Genomic DNA, 17,565 nt, shown 5'->3' with positions numbered 1-17,565 from the left:
CGAAGTTCCGGGGGGCACACGTCAAGGTTGCCATCGGCTCGCGCCAGGGTCAATCAGTCCTCGCCGGGCCTCTTCGACCGAAAATTAACAACGCACGACAGTTACGCCGCCGCGACAGGCAAGGTCACGCCGATGCGCGTCACGGTCCGAAATCTGACAGCGTCACAGAGAATATAAGTCCAGCGCGCCGGACAGGCGCGTGCGATATTGTTCAAGCTGCGCCCAATCCCGCTCTGCGACAGCCCGCTCCACATAGGGCGCGTAATTAATGATATTGATCGCCTTTATGATCGGCGCAATTTCGCGGACCTTATCCTCTTTCAGACCATAGCCGATCAGAAACTCCTGCTTGGCGTCGACCGAGAGATCATGGAGCGCCACCGAGAGATCCCAATAAGGCGCAACATTGGAGGCGCAGCACTCCCAGTCGATCACGGCGGCGACCGCGCCGGAGGCGTCGGCGACGACGTTCTTTAGCCGCATGTCGCCATGATTGAGGACAGGCGTCGGCTCCTCCCATCGCTCCATTTCGCGGACAAGGGATCGCAGGCGCTTAAGCTGGCCGGCGTCGAGCATGTCCTGCTCATCGAGCAGGTCGAGCCGCGCTTCAACTTTCAGTTCGTCGTGGAGATACTCCTTCCAGGTCTCTTTGCGCGAGAGCTGGTTGCCCGACCAATCGAAGGTATGGCCAAAACCCGATGTTTTGATGGAGTGGATGAGAGCGGTCAGACGGCCCATCTCGTGCAGAATCGCGAAGCGATCGGGATGGTGCGTCGCCTCCTGCCCCTCGATTTTTGGAAGCACCATGTAAGGCATGCCGATGATGTCGGCGCCAACCTCCAGAATCTTCGCGGTCGGCACGCCGGCCTCGCTGGCCTTGGCGATCGCCCATTGCTCCTTGAGATAGTCCTTTAGCTTGTCCGGCGTCGTGTTCATGCGGACGATGAAATCGCCTTCCGCATGGCGGACTTCAAACACGAAATTGGTAAGGCCGCCGCCGCGCGCCACGATGCGCTTGGGCTTCGATCCGAAGTGATGCTCGATAACTTTCCCTGCATAGGATCGCGCCTTGCGCGGATGGATCGGCGCGTCCTGAGTAGCACTCATTGGCGCGCCTCGCTCTCCAGACCGCCAAGGCGAAACAGTAGCTCGCCAAGCTCCTGGGAGCTTTCAATCTTCACCGTCCGCAGCAGACCCTTATATTCCAGATCGCGCGATCCGACATGGACGGCGAGGCCGACGCCGGAAAGAAAAGAATCCATTTGAGTGTCGCCGAAGCCGACGGAGGCCTGCAGGTCGACGCCGAGCCGCTCCGCAATGGCGCGCACCCCGGATAATTTGTCGACGCCGCGGCGCGTCGCGAAATTTGAGCGCTTTACATGCTGATAGGCCATCAGCTGGTCCTGCGGGGCTTCGACGAGCAGAAAGATCATGCAGATGTCCTGGGCCATCAAAGACTCGCGAAGATCTTCCAGCGTCACGCTGACGACGGATGACGCGCTCTTATATTTTTCACGAAGATGGGGGATCTTTTCCTCAACCGGCGTCCAGATCGTCTCGCCGATCATCCAGTCGCGCGTGTAGTAGAAGACCAGAAGTTCATCGACGCCATTTTCAAGCAGGCCGCGCACGCCCGTCAGCACCTCATCAATTTCCTCAGCTTCCAGCGGAAAGGCGTCGAGCTCCTCGAACACGATTTCTCCAGCCGCATCTTCTCTCAGATAGCCGACGACGCCGCCGTTGAGCGAGACGAGCGGCAGAGGCGCATTGGTGATCGCATACCACTCGCGCCCGAAGGTCCGGATCACGTTCAGCGGGAATCGCAGCGTGTTCAGCACAATCGGCCGGCCAAGATCATTGAGGCGCTTCAGGCCGCACGCAACCGGTTCGGGAATGACGACCCGCCCGCCAAATTCATGCACCGCAGTCCCGTCGAGATCAGTGACAATCGCGCCGGCGCCGGCGAAATCGGTCTCCGCCAGAAACGCCCTAAGCTCGTCGTCAATCTGTTCCTTAAGCGCCATTCCGCGCTCCATCGCCTGTCGCTGCCGCCTCGACGGCGCCTGAGCAAGAGAGATAGTGGTCGGCCTCCATTCATCAAACTTGACCCGACCGGAGCTTGGTAGCGCTTGAGCTAATGGCTGATGTCCGGCTTTCAACTCTCAGCCGCCGCCTGGCGCCGGGAACAGCGTTGACGTTTCCGTCTGCACCGCAACTGACGCGCATCTGTTGGTCCTCAAAGAATTTGACGCGCCGTGGAACAAGTCAGATCACCCGAGGTTTCGCTCAGGACATCTGCTTTCCGTTCCAGCTTTCCGGAGTTTCTTCATGGTCTCAAAGCGCAAACCGCCGTCATCCGACGGACCCGCAATCGTTAGCGCCGCGAAGAGCCCTACCGATCAGCCCGACATTCGCGCTGCCGAGACCGCGACATCATATCGGCAACCGCAAGGCGACGGCGGCGAAACGCACCAGACCGCCAACGCCGAGGTTGAGACGCTCACCACGCAGCAGGGCATTCCCGTTTCGGACGACCAGAATACGCTTCGCGTCGGCGCACGCGGCCCAAGCCTGCTCGAAGATTTCCATTTTCGTGAAAAGATCTTTCATTTCGACCACGAGCGCATCCCGGAGCGCGTCGTTCACGCACGCGGATTCGGCGTGCACGGCTATTTCGAACTGACGAAGTCCCTTGCCGACGTGACGCGCGCCGATCTTTTCCAGCGCGTCGGCGAACATACGCCGGTCTTCGTTCGCTTCTCCACAGTGGCCGGCAGCAAAGGGTCCTCCGACCTTGCGCGCGACGTGCGAGGCTTCGCGGTGAAGCTTTACACCAAGGAGGGCAATTGGGATCTGGTCGGCAATAACATACCGGTCTTCTTCATCCAGGACGCCATCAAGTTTCCGGACTTGATCCACGCGGCAAAACCAGAGCCGGATCGCGGTTTCCCGCAGGCGCAAACGGCGCACGACAATTTCTGGGACTTCGTTTCGCTCTCGCCGGAAAGCTTCCACATGATCATGTGGATCATGTCTGACCGCGCCATCCCCCGCTCTTTCCGATTCATGGAAGGCTTTGGCGTGCACAGTTTCCGTTTCGTCAACGCAAAAGGCAAATCGACATTCGTCAAATTTCACTGGAAGCCGAAGCTCGGGCTGCAGTCAGTGCTTTGGAACGAAGCGGTCAAGATCAACGGCGCCGATCCGGATTTCCACCGGCGCGATCTCTGGGACGCGATCAAAGGAGGGCATTTCCCCGAATGGGACCTCGGCGTTCAGCTCTTTGACGACGAGTTCGCCGATCGCTTCGAGTTCGACGTTCTCGACGCGACCAAGCTCATTCCCGAAGAGCAGGTTCCGGTGCAAATCGTCGGGCGCCTCGTGCTCGATCGCACCGTCGACAATTTCTTCGCCGAGACAGAACAGGTCGCTTTCTGCACGCAGAACATCGTCCCGGGCATCGACTTCAGCGACGATCCGCTGCTTCAAGGCCGCAACTTCTCCTATCTCGATACGCAACTGAAGCGGCTGGGAAGCCCCAACTTCACCCATATCCCCGTCAATGCGCCGCGATGCCCGATGGCGCATTTCCAGCAGGACGGCCATATGGCGATGAAGAACCCGAAGGGCCGCGCCAATTACGAGCCGAACAGCTGGGGCGCGTTCGGCGGCCCGCGCGAAAATCCCGAGCGCGGCTTCATCTCCTTTCCGGAAGAAGCGTCTGGACCGAAGACGCGAGTTCGCGCCGAAAGCTTCGCCGATCACTACAGTCAGGCGCGGCAATTCTTCATCAGCCAGACGGCGATCGAGCGCAAACATATCGGCGACGCGCTTACCTTCGAACTGAGCAAATGCGAGCGGCCGGACATCCGCTCGCGCGTCGTGTCGCATCTGCTCAATGTTGACGTTGCGCTCGCGAGACGCGTCGCCGACGGCTTGCGACTGGAGCTTCTTGAGCCGGCGAAAGCCGCGCGTCCGACACGGCAGGAGCTTCCGCCTTCCGACCCACTGAGCATTTTGAAACGTCCGAAGTGTTTCGCAGGCCGCAAGCTCGGCCTGTTGGTGACGGATGGCGCCGACGCCAAACTGATAAAGGCGTTGATCGAATCGGTTGAAAAGGCCGACGCTGTTTACGAGATCGTCGCGCCTTATGTTGGCGGCGTCGTGCTCGACGACGGCGGCATGCTCGCAGCCGCGCAAAAAATCGACGGCGGTCCATCGGTGCTCTACGACGCCGTCGCCATTGTCGCTTCCGAGACCGGCGCCGCCGATCTCGTCGCCGACGCGACCGCGCGCGACTTCGCAAGCGACGCTTTTGCGCATTGCAAATTCATCGGCTTTGCGGAGGCCGCCATGCCGTTGCTGGAGAAAGCCGGCGTCGCGGAGGCGCTGGACGAAGGCTGCTTGCGGCTCTCGTCCGGCAAGGACGCAGCGGCCTTCGTCGCAGCCTGCGCCGAACTTCGTTACTGGCCAAGAGAGCTAACGGTCGATCTCGACGCTTGATGCGCGCCGATGCGGACGGTCGCGCATAACAGACAGCTATCATCCGCCGCACAGAAGGAGCACCAAAATGCCAATGGCAAGTACCAGCAGCACCACCAAAAGGTCGAAACCCCGCGCGGGTGCGAAGACATCGTCCGACGCCTCCAAAAAGGCGGACGCCATCAAGCTCCTAAAGGAGGATCATCGGGAGGTGAAAACCTGGTTCAAACAGTATGAAAAGCTCGAGGACGAGACCGAAAAGCAAGCGCTTGCCCAAAAAATTTGCGTTGCGCTGACCGTTCACGCCAAGATCGAGGAGGAAATATTCTATCCCGCGCTTCGCAAGAACATAGATGACGAAGAACTTCTCGACGAAGCCGAGGTTGAGCACGCAAGCGCCAAGCAGCTGATCGCCGAGATTCTTTCGATGTCGCCGCAGGACCAACTCTTCGACGCAAAGGTCAAGGTGCTTGGCGAATACGTCATGCACCATGTCCAGGAAGAAGAGCAGGAAATGTTTCCCGAGGCGCGCGAGAGCGAGGTCGATCTCGAGGCCTTGGGCGAGAAGCTTTCAAAGCGCAAAGCCGAACTGATGAAAAAAGCGGCCTGATCGCGGCCGTCTGGACCCATTCAGGCCGCGGCGACAGGCACGTCATGGGCATGCACGTCGTGGCCGGAATGTTTGGCGATTATGCGTTTTGCGGTCTCCTCGAGCGCCGCGTTCCGCGTTCGCACCCAGAGCAACAAGCCGCCATGGTCAAGTTGCGCCTGGAGATATTTGGCGTGACGCTCTTCCATGAACTCGCCAAGCACGGCGCCGATGAGGCCGCCAAATTCCGCGCCGATCAGACCGCTCACGAGAAGCATCGCGAGGGCTCCGCCTGACGCGAGCGCGGCGCCGGCCGCCACGGTGGCGCCGACGTAAACAAGACCGCCAATGATCGCGCCCTCTTTCCTGCTCAACGACTCTCTGGGCACATAGACCACGCGCGGTGCGGCGGCGGCGTCCTCAGCAGCCTCGACTTTTACGTATTTATGGCCGAGCTTGTCGACAACGGCCTTTTCACCCGCGAGCAGGCTAATATCGCTAAGATCGAATCCCGTATTCAATAATTCCTCGACTGCGCTCTCGAGCGCATAACCGTCTGAGAAAACGCCGACCACCTCTCGGCCCCGCCGCCCGTCCGCACCGCTCATGCCGCCCTCCCCAATAACGCCTCGATTCGTTCCGAAGCGGACCGCTGCATCGCGGCTGTTCAACCCAGAGTGCTGCCGAAAGGCCAGCCTTGGCAAGAGCCGCGTTGACGCTGCCGGGCGAAGCTCAGGATAGGCTAGGCGGATGAAGCGCCGGCCGAGTTCGCCAATAGGCAGAGGTATTCCCACGCCATCGTCGCGCCGGAGAGCGCGGTGATTTCAGAGACGTCATAGGCGGGAGCGACTTCGACGACGTCCATTCCGACGAAGTTCAGACCCGCAAGCTTGCGGATGATCGACTGGGCCTGCCAGGTGGCGAGGCCGCCGACTTCCGGCGTCCCCGTTCCGGGGGCGAAAGCCGGATCGAGCGCATCAACGTCGAAGGTTAAGTAGACCGGCGCGTCGCCGACGCATTCGACGATCATCGAGGCGATGGCCGCAGGACCGATTTCATACGCCTCCTGGGCGGCGACGATCGTGACGCCTTGCGCCAGCGTCCAATCGTAGACCTCGCGCTGCACCGGCGAGCGGATGCCGATCTGAATCATCCGCCGCGCATCGACGACGCCTTCGTTGATCGCGTGATAGAACATCGAGCCATGTGCATAAGGCTGGCCGAAATTATCCGGCCAGGTGTCGACATGCGCGTCGAAATGGATCAGCGCCAGCGGGCCCCGGCTTCTTGCACAAGCCCGCAATAAGGGCAGGGTAATTCCATGATCGCCGCCAAGCGTTACGAGATGCGCGTAGTTTGACGCCTGCGCCTCGATGAGTTTCAGACTTGCGGCTATATCGCCGAGCGTAATCGCGAAATCTCCGACGTCAGCGAGCGAGAAATCGACTGGCGACGTCCAATGTAAGGGATGTGCGCCATCGATCAACATTCGGCTGGCGTGACGAATCGCCTGCGGCCCAAAGCGCGCGCCGCTGCGATTGGTCGTGCCGATGTCGAAGGGGACGCCGGCGACGACGACCGCCGCATCGGCCTGCGCGTCGACGCCGAGGAAGGTTGGTCTCGCGGCGAATGTCGGCGTATCGCTCATGGCGAACCATCCAACTTGACGAAACGGAACACCGCCGCGGCGATCGCGCAGGTCCACCCGCCGCCCGACGCGCCTTGCGCCGCCGCGGTCAACGACAGGCTTTCGACGATGAGCTCGCTGGTTTCATAGACCTTCTTGCGCTCGTTCCAGGCGGCGTCAGGATCGAATTCGATTCCGAGCGTCGACGCAAGCATCGTCGCTGCGAGATCTTCGGCGTAATCTCCGCTTTCGCGTTCCGTCACGCCATATCCGTGATGTTCCGAAATATAGCCGTAGAGCGTGGGCTCTCTCGGTCGCGCCAGGCCGATGCTCGCCGCGATGCGCCGTCCTGGTTCGTCGGTCTCGGCGCGCGCGAGCACGGTGAACGTAATTTCGCCGGGCTGAAGCGTCGCGACCCCGCGCTCGACGGGCACAATGTCGCACCCGGCCGGCAGAATCGACGAGACCGCCACGAGATTTTGCTGTTCGATGTCCGCATCGCGCAGCGCATATTCGAACGCCGTGAGACGATGACGATGCGCGCCGACGCCGCGCGTGAGGAAGACGCATTGCGGAACGGGAAACATCTGACGCGCTCCATTAAATTAGAATGCCACCGCCTCAATTAGAACGAGAAGATCGCTCGGCCATAAGCGCCTTAGCAACCTTCGTCCTTTGTCCGACCTCATCTATGGCATCGCAGGCGCGAACCGGCTAGCATCGAGGAGCGGGCTGCGGCCCGTTACCCTTGACGCAAGACATCTCTACGACATGAAAATTTTGCTGCTCGGCGGCTCCAACGCCGGAATGCGAGAAGGCTGGGCGTTCCAGTTTCAAAAGCAGGCGTCGGCGCACGAAGTCGAGAACCGCTTTCTCGGCGCGGTTGGATCACTCTATGGTTTGATGGCGCTCCTTAAAATGGAGCGCGAGGGGGCGGCTCATCCGGAGATCGTCATCTTCGAATATTGCTTAAACGACATTCTGCTGTTCGCGGCCAACTGCCTGCGCCGAAAACTCGTCGCCGATACGCTGGAGGGTATCGCATCCTGCTGTGCGCGGCGAGGAATCCGGCTGATGTTTCTGTGCCTCGACCCGTGCCAGACGACGTCCAAAGAGCTGCGCGGCGCAAGGCGACGCGCGCACCGGCTCTATGCGGACGCGGCGACGCGTTATGCGACGCCCGCCATCTGGCTCGACGACATACTTCCCGGCGGACCGGCGGCGGCGCATTACCAGGATCAAAACCACCTTACGGTCGAGGCCTCGGCAGCGACGGCCGCTGCGGTGCTAAGCAAATTGGGCGACGCCCGAGTCCCCGCGGCGCATGACGCGGAGATCCGCTTCGCCTACGTCGACGCGACGCGTGCGCAGCGGCGCGGCGCGTGCGAGTTGCATCACATTGAGTCCAAGGTTTTTGAAGGCGCGTTCATCCGCCTGAAGCGACAGAGCGAATGCCATTGGCCCGGAAACGGCCGCCTCGCGGCGTTAATGCTGCATTCGGATGATACGAGCGGAGAATATCTCATTCGCGCGCCACGATGCGCCCGCCGCAAGAATCCACGCTCGAAAATGCAGGAAATCGTCGCCAATCTCATGCTGCTGCATTACGTGTCCGGCACGATCGCCACTGACCGTGGCGTCGTCATCGAAATGCCTGACGATGAAGCGGCGCTAAGACGCGCTCTCGAGGATGCGACGGTCCTCGCTATTCCGCCGACAGCGCCTTTCTTGGACCAGACCCTCGATATCCATGCCGTGATTTTCTGGCGTCCGCGATCTGTTGCAGAACGAATCGCGGCGCTCCTGCGCCGCCGGGCGCCACTTCATTTTTTGCAGGCAGGCGTCGGCTGCAGGACGAGATCGGTCATGTCGCCGCGCAAGACGAAGTCGCCATAGTCGAGTTTCAGAGCGCGCGAGACGCCGTTTTCATAAAGGTCGAAAGACAGCACGTAAATCGGCTGGCCGTCCTTCTTGCCGAGGTCGAAGTAGGAAATGGCCACCGGCCAGCGGCGCAAGTTCTTGAGCTCGTTGACGCGCGCCGCCTTTTCCTGTGGCGGCTCGGTCGCCGGCTTGCCGATCACCGTCAAGGTGTCGAACGCCTTTTCGCCGTCTCCCGTGCCGTCGAAGACCCGTGCTTCGAGCAGATGTTCACCGGTCATGGCCGTCTCGACGATTTTGCGCAAATGTTCGGTCGGAAACAACATAGGACCGGCGAGCTCCACACGCGCGCGTTTGGGCTTGGAAAGGTCGATGGAAAGCCGGGCGTCGCTGGATTTTTTGGCTTTGCCGTCGACTTCTTCGCCCCGCGAATTGTCGACCTTGGTTTCCACCTTGAACCGGAAATCGGCCCCGTCACCGCCCTCAAAAGTCGCCGAGCGCATGTCGGAGAGCTTTGCCGCCCCCTCCGAAGGCTGCAGCTCCGTAATCTGGCGAAAATTCTGAACATAGCCCTCGCAGGCCGATCCGGAGAAATCAAAGGCGATGCGGCCGCGCGCCTGGGCCGGCGCCTTGGCGCCGCTCGATTTCAAGAGGCTCAGGTCATAAACCGCGCGATGGTTGGCGAGCGCAAGGGCGCGCTCCGCTAACGCCTCGCCGAGCGGCGTTCCCACGCAGATTGCGGCGGCAAGCGCGCGTAACCAAATCATCGGACCTCTTTCGGTGGCGGCGAGTCGACGCCATTGCGTCGCGCGGAGTAGGAAACTAGGGTCGCGCCTCATCGGGAGCAACGACTTTCTCTTTAAAGAGGCGCCATGACCGCATCGTCCGACACCCCGCTTGGGCGGCTGAAAGAGCTGGGACTGACGCTCCCCAATGCGGCCGCGCCCGTCGCCAATTATGTTCCCTTCGTGCGCGCGGGCGCTTTGCTGTTCATATCGGGACAGCTGCCGCTCGGGGCAAATGGCGTCGACCCGGCGCATCGAGGCAAACTCGGCGCCGGCGTTTCGCTCCAGGACGGACAGTCTGCGGCGCGTCAGGCGGCGCTCAACCTCCTCGCCCAAGCCGATGCCGCCGTCGGCGATCTTTCCAGGCTGCGCGCGGTCCGGCTTGGAGGCTATGTCAACAGCGCGCCGGATTTCGCCGCGCTGCCGCAAGTGGTCAACGGCGCTTCCGATCTGATCGCTACAGTTCTCGGCGAAAACGGCAAACATGCGCGCTTCGCCGTCGGCGTCGCGCAATTGCCGCTCGACGCCGCCGTTGAAGTCGAGGGGATTTTCGAGATTCTGCCGTGACCAGGCCCAATCTTTCATGGCTGACGGCGCGGCCGATCGCCCACCGCGGCCGGCATGATGCGTCGCAGGGCGTGATTGAGAATTCGATATCGGCCGCCCGTGCGGCGATCGCCGCCGGATTTGGCGTCGAATGCGACGTGCAGCTTACAGCCGATAGCGAACTTGTCGTTTTTCACGACGAGACGCTTGAGCGCCTGACTGACGGCGCCGGCGCTGTCGCGAAACACAGCGCCGGTGAGATGAGACGTCTCAAGCTGCGCGGCGGAACTGACGCTATTCCGAGCTTTTCCGAGTTTCTCGGCGCAATCGGTGGGCGAACCCCGATCGTCGTCGAAATCAAGAGCGCGTTTAATGGCGATACGACGGCCGCACAGCGCACGGCCGAGGCGCTGGCGCGTTACGACGGGCCTGTCGCCGTCGAAAGCTTCGATCCCGATCAGATCGCTTTTCTGCGCGCGCGCGCCGCCGCGCTGGGGATCGCGCATCGCCCGCTCGGCATCGTCGGCGAGGCGCATTACAGCCAGGAGGATTGGCCGCAGCTGTCCACCGCACAGCGCGCTGAGCTCACGCATTTCCTGCACTACAAGCGCACGCTGCCGGATTTCCTGTCCTGGCGCGTGCGCGATCTGCCGCATGCGATTCCGCTGCTGCTGCGCGACGCGGTCAGAATTCCGGTAACGGCCTGGACCGTGCGTTCGCCGGAGATGGCGGCGCGGGCGCGAGAATGGGCCGACCAGATCGTCTTCGAAGGTTTTGCGCCCTAAAAAAAAGTCGGCAGAGCGCTGGCCTTCTGACCCTCTCCCGAGAGACGATGTCGTGACTCCCAGCTATTCCGCGGGAACCATTCCGTTGACCGGTTCGAGCCCGCGCATTTCCTTTAGTTCGACGCGAATGTTGTAGTCGCTCGCGGCCTTTATGAAGTCCTGAATCGTTTCCATGATGTCCTGATCGATAAACCCGGCGCGCGTGCCGTCGATCATGAGAAAGCTGTTCTCTTCGATGTCCTCGAGCAAGCTGCGCAGCTGCGCCTTATTGAGGAAGGACACGTCCTTTTGCAGGCGCAGAAGATAGTTTCGGCCGTCGCGGGTAAGCGTGAACGCCGAGTGATAATTGGCGCGCAACACGAAGAAGAGTCCCACGGCCATGCCGATGGCCATGCCTTTGAGAAGATCCGTCAAAAGAATTGCGCCGACCGTCACTGCGAAGGGCGCAAATTGGTTGAAGCCCTTTTCATATTGCTGAATGAACAGCTTTGGCTTTGCGAGCTTATAGCCGGTCAAGATCAGAACCGCCGCCAGACAGGCGAGCGGGATCAAATTGAGCACGCTCGACAGGAACATTGCGCTGAGCAACAGCAGGAGGCCATGAAAAAACGACGCCGCCTTGGTGTGCGCGCCTGCATCGATGCTGGCGGAGCTGCGCACGATTACCGCAGTGATCGGCAGGCCGCCCAACATTCCGCTCACGAAATTGCCAACTCCTTGCGCCTTGAGCTCCTGATTGGTCGGCGCGACGCGCTTGAGCGGATCGAGCTTATCGACAGCCTCGAGGCTGAGCAGGGTTTCAAGACTGCCGACCAGCGCCAAAGTCGCAGCCGTCACATAGATATGAACGTCCACCAGCCGGGTATAATCCGGAAAGCTGAATTCGCGCGCAAAATCTATCGGTCCGAAGATCGCCGGAACGTTGACGAGATGCTGCGGAGCGATCGCCAGGGAGGGTAACAACGTCTGAGCGACGATATTGTAGCCGACTCCAAATAGCACCGCGACCAGCGGGCCAGGCGCCAGCGACAGGTAACGGTGTTTTTTGATGTGCGGCGTGTCCCAAAGAAGCATGATCGCCACGGAAACGAGGCTGACGATCACCGCTCCTGTCGAAAAGGAACCAAAGGCGTCCCAGAGAAAGGACAGACGCGTGTGGCTGTCGTCCTCGAGAAAGGACAGATCGGTCTCAGCGTCGGCGTCATAGCCGACGGCGTGCGGCAACTGCTTCATGATCAGGATCAGACCGATCGCCGCAAGCATGCCCTTGATGACCGCGGACGGAAAAAATGCGCCGATGACGCCGGCCCGCAGAAAGCCCATCGCCACTTGCAGCAGACCCGCCAGCGCCACGGCGAGCAACATGGCGTCGAAGCCAAGCTTTTCGACCGCGTTCGCGACGATGACGGTAAGGCCTGCAGCGGGGCCCGAGACGCTCAACTGGGAGCCGCTCAGAATCGAGACGATGAGACCGCCGACGATCCCCGCGATGATTCCGGAGAACGGCGGCGCGCCGGAAGCGACGGCAATGCCAAGGCACAACGGCACCGCGACGAGGAACACCACGACTCCTGCCGGAATGTCGTGATCGAGATAGCGGTAGTAGTAGTCGAAATGCCTCCTGAACACGCCCATTTTCTCCTACTAGCGGCTTCGCGCCGAAGCGGCGGATCAGAAATCCTCGCCGCCGTGTTGCTGATAAATGACGTCGACGTCGCTGCCCGGCGGCAATGTAATGAGCTGATGCAATATTCCGTCATCGAGCCCGAACACCCATCCGTGCAGCATCGGCCGCTGGTCCTCTTTCCAGGCAGTCTGCACAATGGAGAATTGCGACAGACGCAGCACCTGCTCGATCACATTGAGTTCGACAAGTCGGTTCGCGCGTTCTGTCTGAGAGTTGAGCGCATCGATCTCATCTCTATGCATCCGATAGGTGTCTTTAATGTGCATCAGCCATTTGTTGAGCAGCGTCAGATCGGGACGCTGCCGGTCGAGGGCGGCGCGAACGCCGCCGCAATTATAATGACCGCAGACGATGACATGCGGAACCTTGAGCACCTGCACCGCATATTGAATGACGCTGAGACAATTGAAGTCCGTGGCGATCACCTGATTGGCGATGTTGCGATGCGCAAATATCGCCCCGGGACGCGCATTGACGATTATGTCGGCGGGAACGCGGCTGTCGGAACAGCCGATCCACAGAAATTCCGGCTTCTGATCGGCCGACAGGCGATCGAAGTAGCCGGGATCGCGCTCCCGAACCTCTTCGGCCCAGGCCTTGTTCTCGAGTAGCAATTTTTCGAAGGCTTTCATCCAAGGCCCGATGGTTTCTCAGCCGCCGCGATGAGAAGCGTTGCGGCTGCGACAGCAATATGACAGCGACGCAAGCCGCCTGGACCGGGAGCGCGAACCAAAACGCTTTTCACGAGCGTTGAGAGGCGCCCTCGCTCAAGCACGCCTGACTCTACGAAGCTCCGACCGTCGCGACAAGTCCGCCGGCTTACATTTGAATGGCGCCACGCTGGCGGCGGGCGCGCTGAAAGCCAAATCGCTTCAGCCGGTTGCCTCGGCTAGACGGCGCACAGCTCCCGCCACACTTGCGGCAAGGCGGCGATGATGTCGTCGGCGATCAGCCCCGGACCAAAAAACTCGGCGGCGCGGGCATGCATCCACGCGGCGCAGGACGCGGCGAGAAATCCATCCATGCGCTGGGCCAGTAACCCGGCGATGATTCCCGTCAAGACGTCGCCCGAACCTGCGGTGGCGAGCCAGGGCGTCGCATAGGGGAGAATCGAAGCGCGTCCGTCCGGCGCGGCGACGACCGTGTCCGCCCCTTTGAACAGCACGACCGCGCCGCTCGCCTTCGCGGCGGCGCGCGCCTTGTCGAGTTTCGAGCGGCAGACGCAATTGGCCTCGCAGGCGGCGAAAAGGCGCGCGAATTCGCCGGCGTGCGGCGTCATCACCACTGGGCCGGGAGCCGCGCGCGTCGCGCGCCACAATCGCTCAGGGTCGCCGGCGAAGCTCGAAAGCGCATCCGCATCAAGCACGGCGGCGCGGCGATAGGCCTGCGGCGCAAGGGCGGTTTCGACTTGCGCGCAGCTTTCGTCGCTCACGCCCAGCCCCGGACCGATCGCGACGGCGTTCTTGCGCTCGTCAGCGAGAACCCTGGCGAGGCCTTTTGCGCCGTCGGATGGCCGAACCATGACCGACGTCAGCGCGCTGGCGTTGACCGCGAGCGCATCGGCGGGGCTCGCGAGCGTGACGAGTCCGGCGCCGGCGCGCAGCGCCGCAGCCGCCGAAAGTCGGGCCGCGCCTGTGAACGAGGCGCCGCCGGAGACAACCAATACGTGGCCGCGCGTATATTTGTGGCCGTCGATCTGCGGCAGAGGCAATTCGGCGCGCCAAAGCTGAGGCATATTAACGAATGTCGTCACGCCGATTGGCTCGAGCGCGGAAGACCGAATGCCAATATGCGCGCAGGTTAGCTGGCCGCAATGCAGACGTCCGGGCAGCAGCAGATGGCCGGTCTTCACGCGGAAGAAGGTGACGGTCGCGTCTGCCTCCACAGCCGCGCCGCGCACTGCTCCCGTGGTTCCGTCGACGCCGCTTGGAATATCGACGGCCAGGACGTTCTGCCCGCTCTCGCGACGCCAGCGGTTGAGGCGGCGCACCAGGTCGCAGGCGTTGGGATCCAAGTCGCGCGCGAGGCCCGTGCCGAACAGCGCGTCGACGACGAGATCGACTCCGTCGAAGCTGCACGCGAGCGCGGACGTGACCGGACAGGGCCATGCCGCGGCGGCCCGCGCTGCGTCGCCGCGCAATTGGTCGAGCGGCGTCAGCGAGGCGACGCGAACCTTGTAGCGCAGGGCGCGGAGCAGCCGCGCCGCGACAAAACCATCGCCGCCATTGTTGCCGGGACCACAAAGCACCAACACGCGCCGCCCACTGGTGCGTTGCAGGATCTGGCTCGTCGTCCGCGCGATCGCCGCCGCGGCGCTTTCCATCAGACTCATGGCGGGCACGCCGCTCTCGATCGTCAGGCGATCGGCGCGGGCCATTTGATCCGTCGTGAGGATTTCGAGCGGGAGAGCAGAGGGCATGGCGCGATGGTGACCGAAGGGCGTCACCCGCGCAATGGGCGCCGCCCAAATGATAAACGCAACGCCCGTTAATGCGGCGCCGCATTTCGCCACGCGCGCCTTTCCGCTATGTCAGCCAGATGCTGAGCGCTGTTTTGATCGCATTCGACTCTCCCAGGGCGCCGCTGCGCCGCGAGGCTGTGGCGCGCAGCCTCGGTTCGCTTATCGAGTCATGCGTGGAAGGGCTCGTCGCCGACGCCATAATCGTCGCCGAGCCAACGCGAGATCTGGAAGGAATCGCCGATGAAGCCGGCTGCAGGCTCATCGAAGCGCCGCGCGCCGACGGCGTTGCGCAAGCCCTGAAGGCGGCGCGGCGCGACCAAATCTTCCTTCTCCTCGCCGGATTTGCGGTGGAGCGCGGCTTCGCTGAAGAGGCGCGCGATGTTTTCGCCTATGGCGATAGCACCCGGCCCAGAACGCTTCGTGTGGCGCCGAATTCCTTGATCACCCGCCTTGCGCCTGGTCTGGCGCAGCCGGTCGGCCTCATTGCGACAAAACATGCGCTCGCTGCGGCGCAAAGTGCGGATTTTGGCCGATTGGCGCGCAAACTGCGCGGCGCGGATCTGACGACCCGCGCTCGTCGCGTCTCATAGATTCAGTTCGCGAACGTGTTGCAGGCGTCAACGCTCCCCGTGCGCAAGCCTTTCAGCAGCCACTGGGTGCGTTGCGCCGCCGAGCCATGCGTGAAGCTGTCCGGCACCACATAGCCGCGCGTGGCTCTTTGCATGCGATCGTCGCCAATCGCCTGCGCCGAAGCGACCGCCTGCTCGATGTCGCCTTCCTCGAGAATCGGCTTCTGCTTGTTGGCGTTGTTGGCCCAAACGCCGGCGAGGCAATCCGCCATCAGCTCCGCCCGCACCGAAAGCGCATTGGCTTCCGAACGGCTGCCTGCCATTTGCTGCGCGCGCTGGATCTTCGGCAGAATGCCCATCAGATTCTGGATGTGATGGCCCATCTCGTGAGAGATCACATAGGCGTAGGCGAAATCGCCGCCGCCGCCGAAGCGCCGCTCCATGTCGCGGAAGAAGGAGGTGTCGAGATAGATGCGCTGGTCGAGCGGACAATAGAACGGTCCCATCGCCGACTGCGCCGTGCCGCAGCGCGACTGGGTGTAGCCATTGAAGAGAACGAGCCGCGGCGGTTGGAAACGCATTCCCTTTTGCTGCGGAAGCACCTGCGACCAGACCTGCTCATTAGAGCCGACCACTTTGGCGACGAAACGCCCCAATTGATCGGTTGGCGCGCTTTCCCGCGGAGCCTCCTGGCGGGGCAAAGCCACTTCGCGCTCCTGGCGCATATTATTGATCACCTGCGCGCCGCCGATAAGCAGCGCAGGGTTGATGCCGAGCGCCCATCCGATCAGTCCGAGAACCACCATCGTGCCAAGGCCGATGCCGCCCGCGCCCATGCGGGGGCCGCCGCCCGTCATCGGCCCTCGGCCGCGGCGATCCTCGATATTCTCGGACGACTGGAGATCTTCCCATTTCATCTTGGCGCGCTCCGACCGGCGCCCTGGGGCGCTGCTGACTGCTATTTAAGCGAGCTTGCCGGTTCTGGGTAGAGTAGACGAAGCCTGCGATGGCGCGGGGCTCCCTCCCCAAACGCTGGTCCTGCAAAAAACTCATGCAAGGACATCCTATCGAGCGCCTTCTATCCGGCGGATTACCGCGATGAATATGCGAAAAAATTCGAGTAAAATACAAACATTCGTTCGGCTTATTCATCATTATTTCATCTATATCATCGGCCTGTCCTATGTGGCGGCCGCGCTTTGGCCAGAGTTCGGCCTGAGGATTCACAACGTCGAATTCAGCCAGCGCGATATTCTTACCGCGCAACTGAACGTTTCGCTTCCCACGACGATGCTGGCGCTCTTACTCTTCAACGCCGGCTTCGCCGCGAGAACCGCCGACATAAGAAATCTTCTGGATCGTCCGAAGCTTTTGGCGTCCGGGCTGGCCGCCAACATTCTCGTTCCGCTCGCATTCGTCGCAGCGATGAGTCGTACGCTGGCGTTTTGGCACAACCCCCAAGAGGTTCAGCAGATCCTCGTTGGGCTGGCGCTGATCGCCTCCATGCCCATCGCGGGCGCTTCGACTGCCTGGTCACAAAATGCGAATGGCAATCTGGCGCTGAGCCTCGCCCTCGTGCTTATGACGACCCTGCTGAGCCCGATCCTGACTCCGTTCGTTCTTCATGCGGTCGGCTATGTAACGATCGGGGACTATTCGGAGGACCTGCACGAACTCGCCTCCGGCGGCGCATTCGCCTTTCTCGGCGCATGGGTGATCCTGCCGACGGTTTTAGGACTCGCGGTCAATCGGATCGTGGGGCAAGCCGGGGTCGGAGTGGCGAGCCCCTACCTGAAGATCGCTAATATGATCGTGCTGGCGCTGCTCAATTATTCGAACGCCGCGTTGTCCTTGCCAAACGTCGTCGCTCACCCCGACTTGGATTTTTTGGCGGCGATTCTGGCGATCGTCGGCGGCTTATGCCTCGTAATGTTCGCGGCTGGCTACGGTCTCGCCCGGGCCTTGGACGCCACTCGGGCGGACACGGCTTCGATGATGTTCGGTCTGGGGATGAATAACAACGGCACGGCGCTGGTGCTTGCCTCCACGGCCCTTGCCGAGCATCCGCAAGTGATGCTGCCGGTTATCCTCTATAACCTCATCCAGCATTTTGCGGCGTCCTTCGTCGATCGCGCAGTGTCTCGCTAGAAATTCCA

Annotated in this window: 17 protein-coding genes; 7 read left to right on the top strand and 10 right to left on the bottom strand. The window is 61.7% G+C overall.

Annotated features, from left to right (window positions below):
* Positions 1 to 162: 162 nt before the first annotated feature.
* Together QZ964_RS02985 and QZ964_RS02980 are read right to left on the bottom strand one after the other, a co-directional pair.
* Positions 163 to 1,107, bottom strand: a complete 945-nt coding sequence (locus QZ964_RS02985; protein WP_292528665.1) for an aminoglycoside phosphotransferase family protein — start codon at positions 1,105 to 1,107, stop codon at positions 163 to 165.
* Positions 1,104 to 2,024, bottom strand: a complete 921-nt coding sequence (locus tag QZ964_RS02980) for an HAD hydrolase family protein (protein ID WP_292528664.1) — start codon at positions 2,022 to 2,024, stop codon at positions 1,104 to 1,106. The genes QZ964_RS02985 and QZ964_RS02980 overlap by 4 nt, the downstream gene beginning before the upstream one ends.
* A gap of 304 nt (positions 2,025 to 2,328) precedes the next feature.
* Between QZ964_RS02980 and QZ964_RS02975 the strand changes: the two genes are divergently transcribed.
* Together QZ964_RS02975 and QZ964_RS02970 are read left to right on the top strand one after the other, a co-directional pair.
* Positions 2,329 to 4,503 carry a catalase gene (locus QZ964_RS02975; RefSeq protein WP_292528662.1) on the top strand — a complete coding sequence of 725 codons (2,175 nt, stop codon included), beginning with the start codon at positions 2,329 to 2,331 and terminating at the stop codon, positions 4,501 to 4,503.
* Positions 4,504 to 4,570: 67 nt separating this feature from the next.
* The gene (locus tag QZ964_RS02970) at positions 4,571 to 5,092 is read left to right on the top strand and encodes a hemerythrin domain-containing protein (RefSeq protein WP_292528660.1); all 522 of its coding nucleotides are present in this window, start codon (positions 4,571 to 4,573) and stop codon (positions 5,090 to 5,092) included.
* Positions 5,093 to 5,112: 20 nt separating this feature from the next.
* On the opposite strand, the gene QZ964_RS02965 is transcribed toward QZ964_RS02970, so the two are convergent.
* The 3 genes from QZ964_RS02965 to QZ964_RS02955 all read right to left on the bottom strand — a co-directional run bounded on the left by QZ964_RS02965 (position 5,113) and on the right by QZ964_RS02955 (position 7,285).
* Positions 5,113 to 5,679, bottom strand: coding sequence for a hypothetical protein (locus QZ964_RS02965; RefSeq protein ID WP_292528659.1), 567 nt, complete (start codon positions 5,677 to 5,679; stop codon positions 5,113 to 5,115).
* Between the two features lie 134 nt (positions 5,680 to 5,813).
* Positions 5,814 to 6,719 (bottom strand): agmatinase, encoded by a 906-nt coding sequence (speB, locus tag QZ964_RS02960; RefSeq protein WP_292528657.1) that lies wholly within the window; start codon positions 6,717 to 6,719, stop codon positions 5,814 to 5,816.
* Positions 6,716 to 7,285 (bottom strand): pyruvoyl-dependent arginine decarboxylase, encoded by a 570-nt coding sequence (locus QZ964_RS02955; protein ID WP_292528656.1) that lies wholly within the window; start codon positions 7,283 to 7,285, stop codon positions 6,716 to 6,718. Before QZ964_RS02955 ends, speB begins: the two co-directional genes overlap by 4 nt.
* Positions 7,286 to 7,469: 184 nt before the next feature.
* Here QZ964_RS02955 and QZ964_RS02950 point away from each other — a divergent pair, with 184 nt between their 5' ends.
* Positions 7,470 to 8,594, top strand: a complete 1,125-nt coding sequence (locus QZ964_RS02950; protein ID WP_292528654.1) for a hypothetical protein — start codon at positions 7,470 to 7,472, stop codon at positions 8,592 to 8,594.
* Here QZ964_RS02950 and QZ964_RS02945 read toward each other — a convergent pair.
* A complete protein-coding gene (locus QZ964_RS02945; protein ID WP_292528653.1) occupies positions 8,522 to 9,343 on the bottom strand; it encodes a cell envelope integrity EipB family protein in 822 nt (273 codons plus the stop codon). The two genes, QZ964_RS02950 and QZ964_RS02945, sit on opposite strands and share 73 nt — an antisense overlap.
* 105 nt (positions 9,344 to 9,448) lie before the next feature.
* Between QZ964_RS02945 and QZ964_RS02940 the strand changes: the two genes are divergently transcribed.
* Positions 9,449 to 9,928 (top strand): RidA family protein, encoded by a 480-nt coding sequence (locus QZ964_RS02940; RefSeq protein WP_292528651.1) that lies wholly within the window; start codon positions 9,449 to 9,451, stop codon positions 9,926 to 9,928.
* The gene (locus tag QZ964_RS02935) at positions 9,925 to 10,692 is read left to right on the top strand and encodes a glycerophosphodiester phosphodiesterase family protein (protein WP_292528650.1); all 768 of its coding nucleotides are present in this window, start codon (positions 9,925 to 9,927) and stop codon (positions 10,690 to 10,692) included. The genes QZ964_RS02940 and QZ964_RS02935 overlap by 4 nt, the downstream gene beginning before the upstream one ends.
* Positions 10,693 to 10,755: 63 nt before the next feature.
* On the opposite strand, the gene QZ964_RS02930 is transcribed toward QZ964_RS02935, so the two are convergent.
* The 3 genes from QZ964_RS02930 to QZ964_RS02920 all read right to left on the bottom strand — a co-directional run bounded on the left by QZ964_RS02930 (position 10,756) and on the right by QZ964_RS02920 (position 14,798).
* A complete protein-coding gene (locus tag QZ964_RS02930) occupies positions 10,756 to 12,327 on the bottom strand; it encodes a SulP family inorganic anion transporter (protein WP_292528648.1) in 1,572 nt (523 codons plus the stop codon).
* A 36-nt stretch (positions 12,328 to 12,363) separates the two neighbouring features.
* The gene (locus QZ964_RS02925) at positions 12,364 to 13,011 is read right to left on the bottom strand and encodes a carbonic anhydrase (protein WP_292528646.1); all 648 of its coding nucleotides are present in this window, start codon (positions 13,009 to 13,011) and stop codon (positions 12,364 to 12,366) included.
* A gap of 257 nt (positions 13,012 to 13,268) precedes the next feature.
* Positions 13,269 to 14,798, bottom strand: coding sequence for an NAD(P)H-hydrate dehydratase (locus QZ964_RS02920; protein ID WP_292528645.1), 1,530 nt, complete (start codon positions 14,796 to 14,798; stop codon positions 13,269 to 13,271).
* A gap of 71 nt (positions 14,799 to 14,869) precedes the next feature.
* Here QZ964_RS02920 and QZ964_RS02915 point away from each other — a divergent pair, with 71 nt between their 5' ends.
* Positions 14,870 to 15,430 (top strand): transposase, encoded by a 561-nt coding sequence (locus QZ964_RS02915; RefSeq protein WP_292528643.1) that lies wholly within the window; start codon positions 14,870 to 14,872, stop codon positions 15,428 to 15,430.
* A gap of 2 nt (positions 15,431 to 15,432) precedes the next feature.
* Here the strand turns inward: QZ964_RS02915 and QZ964_RS02910 are convergent, their stop codons facing one another.
* On the bottom strand, positions 15,433 to 16,326 hold the full coding sequence (locus tag QZ964_RS02910) for a neutral zinc metallopeptidase (protein WP_292528641.1): 894 nt from the start codon (positions 16,324 to 16,326) through the stop codon (positions 15,433 to 15,435).
* Positions 16,327 to 16,507: 181 nt separating this feature from the next.
* Here QZ964_RS02910 and QZ964_RS02905 point away from each other — a divergent pair, with 181 nt between their 5' ends.
* Entirely contained in the window at positions 16,508 to 17,557 is a 1,050-nt protein-coding gene (locus QZ964_RS02905; RefSeq protein WP_292528639.1) for a bile acid:sodium symporter, read from the top strand.
* Positions 17,558 to 17,565 lie beyond the last annotated feature (8 nt).

It is taken from the genome of Methylocystis sp., from assembly GCF_021731785.1.
Taxonomy (GTDB): Bacteria; Pseudomonadota; Alphaproteobacteria; order Rhizobiales; family Beijerinckiaceae; genus Methylocystis.
This window is presented reverse-complemented; position numbering and strand designations above follow the sequence as displayed.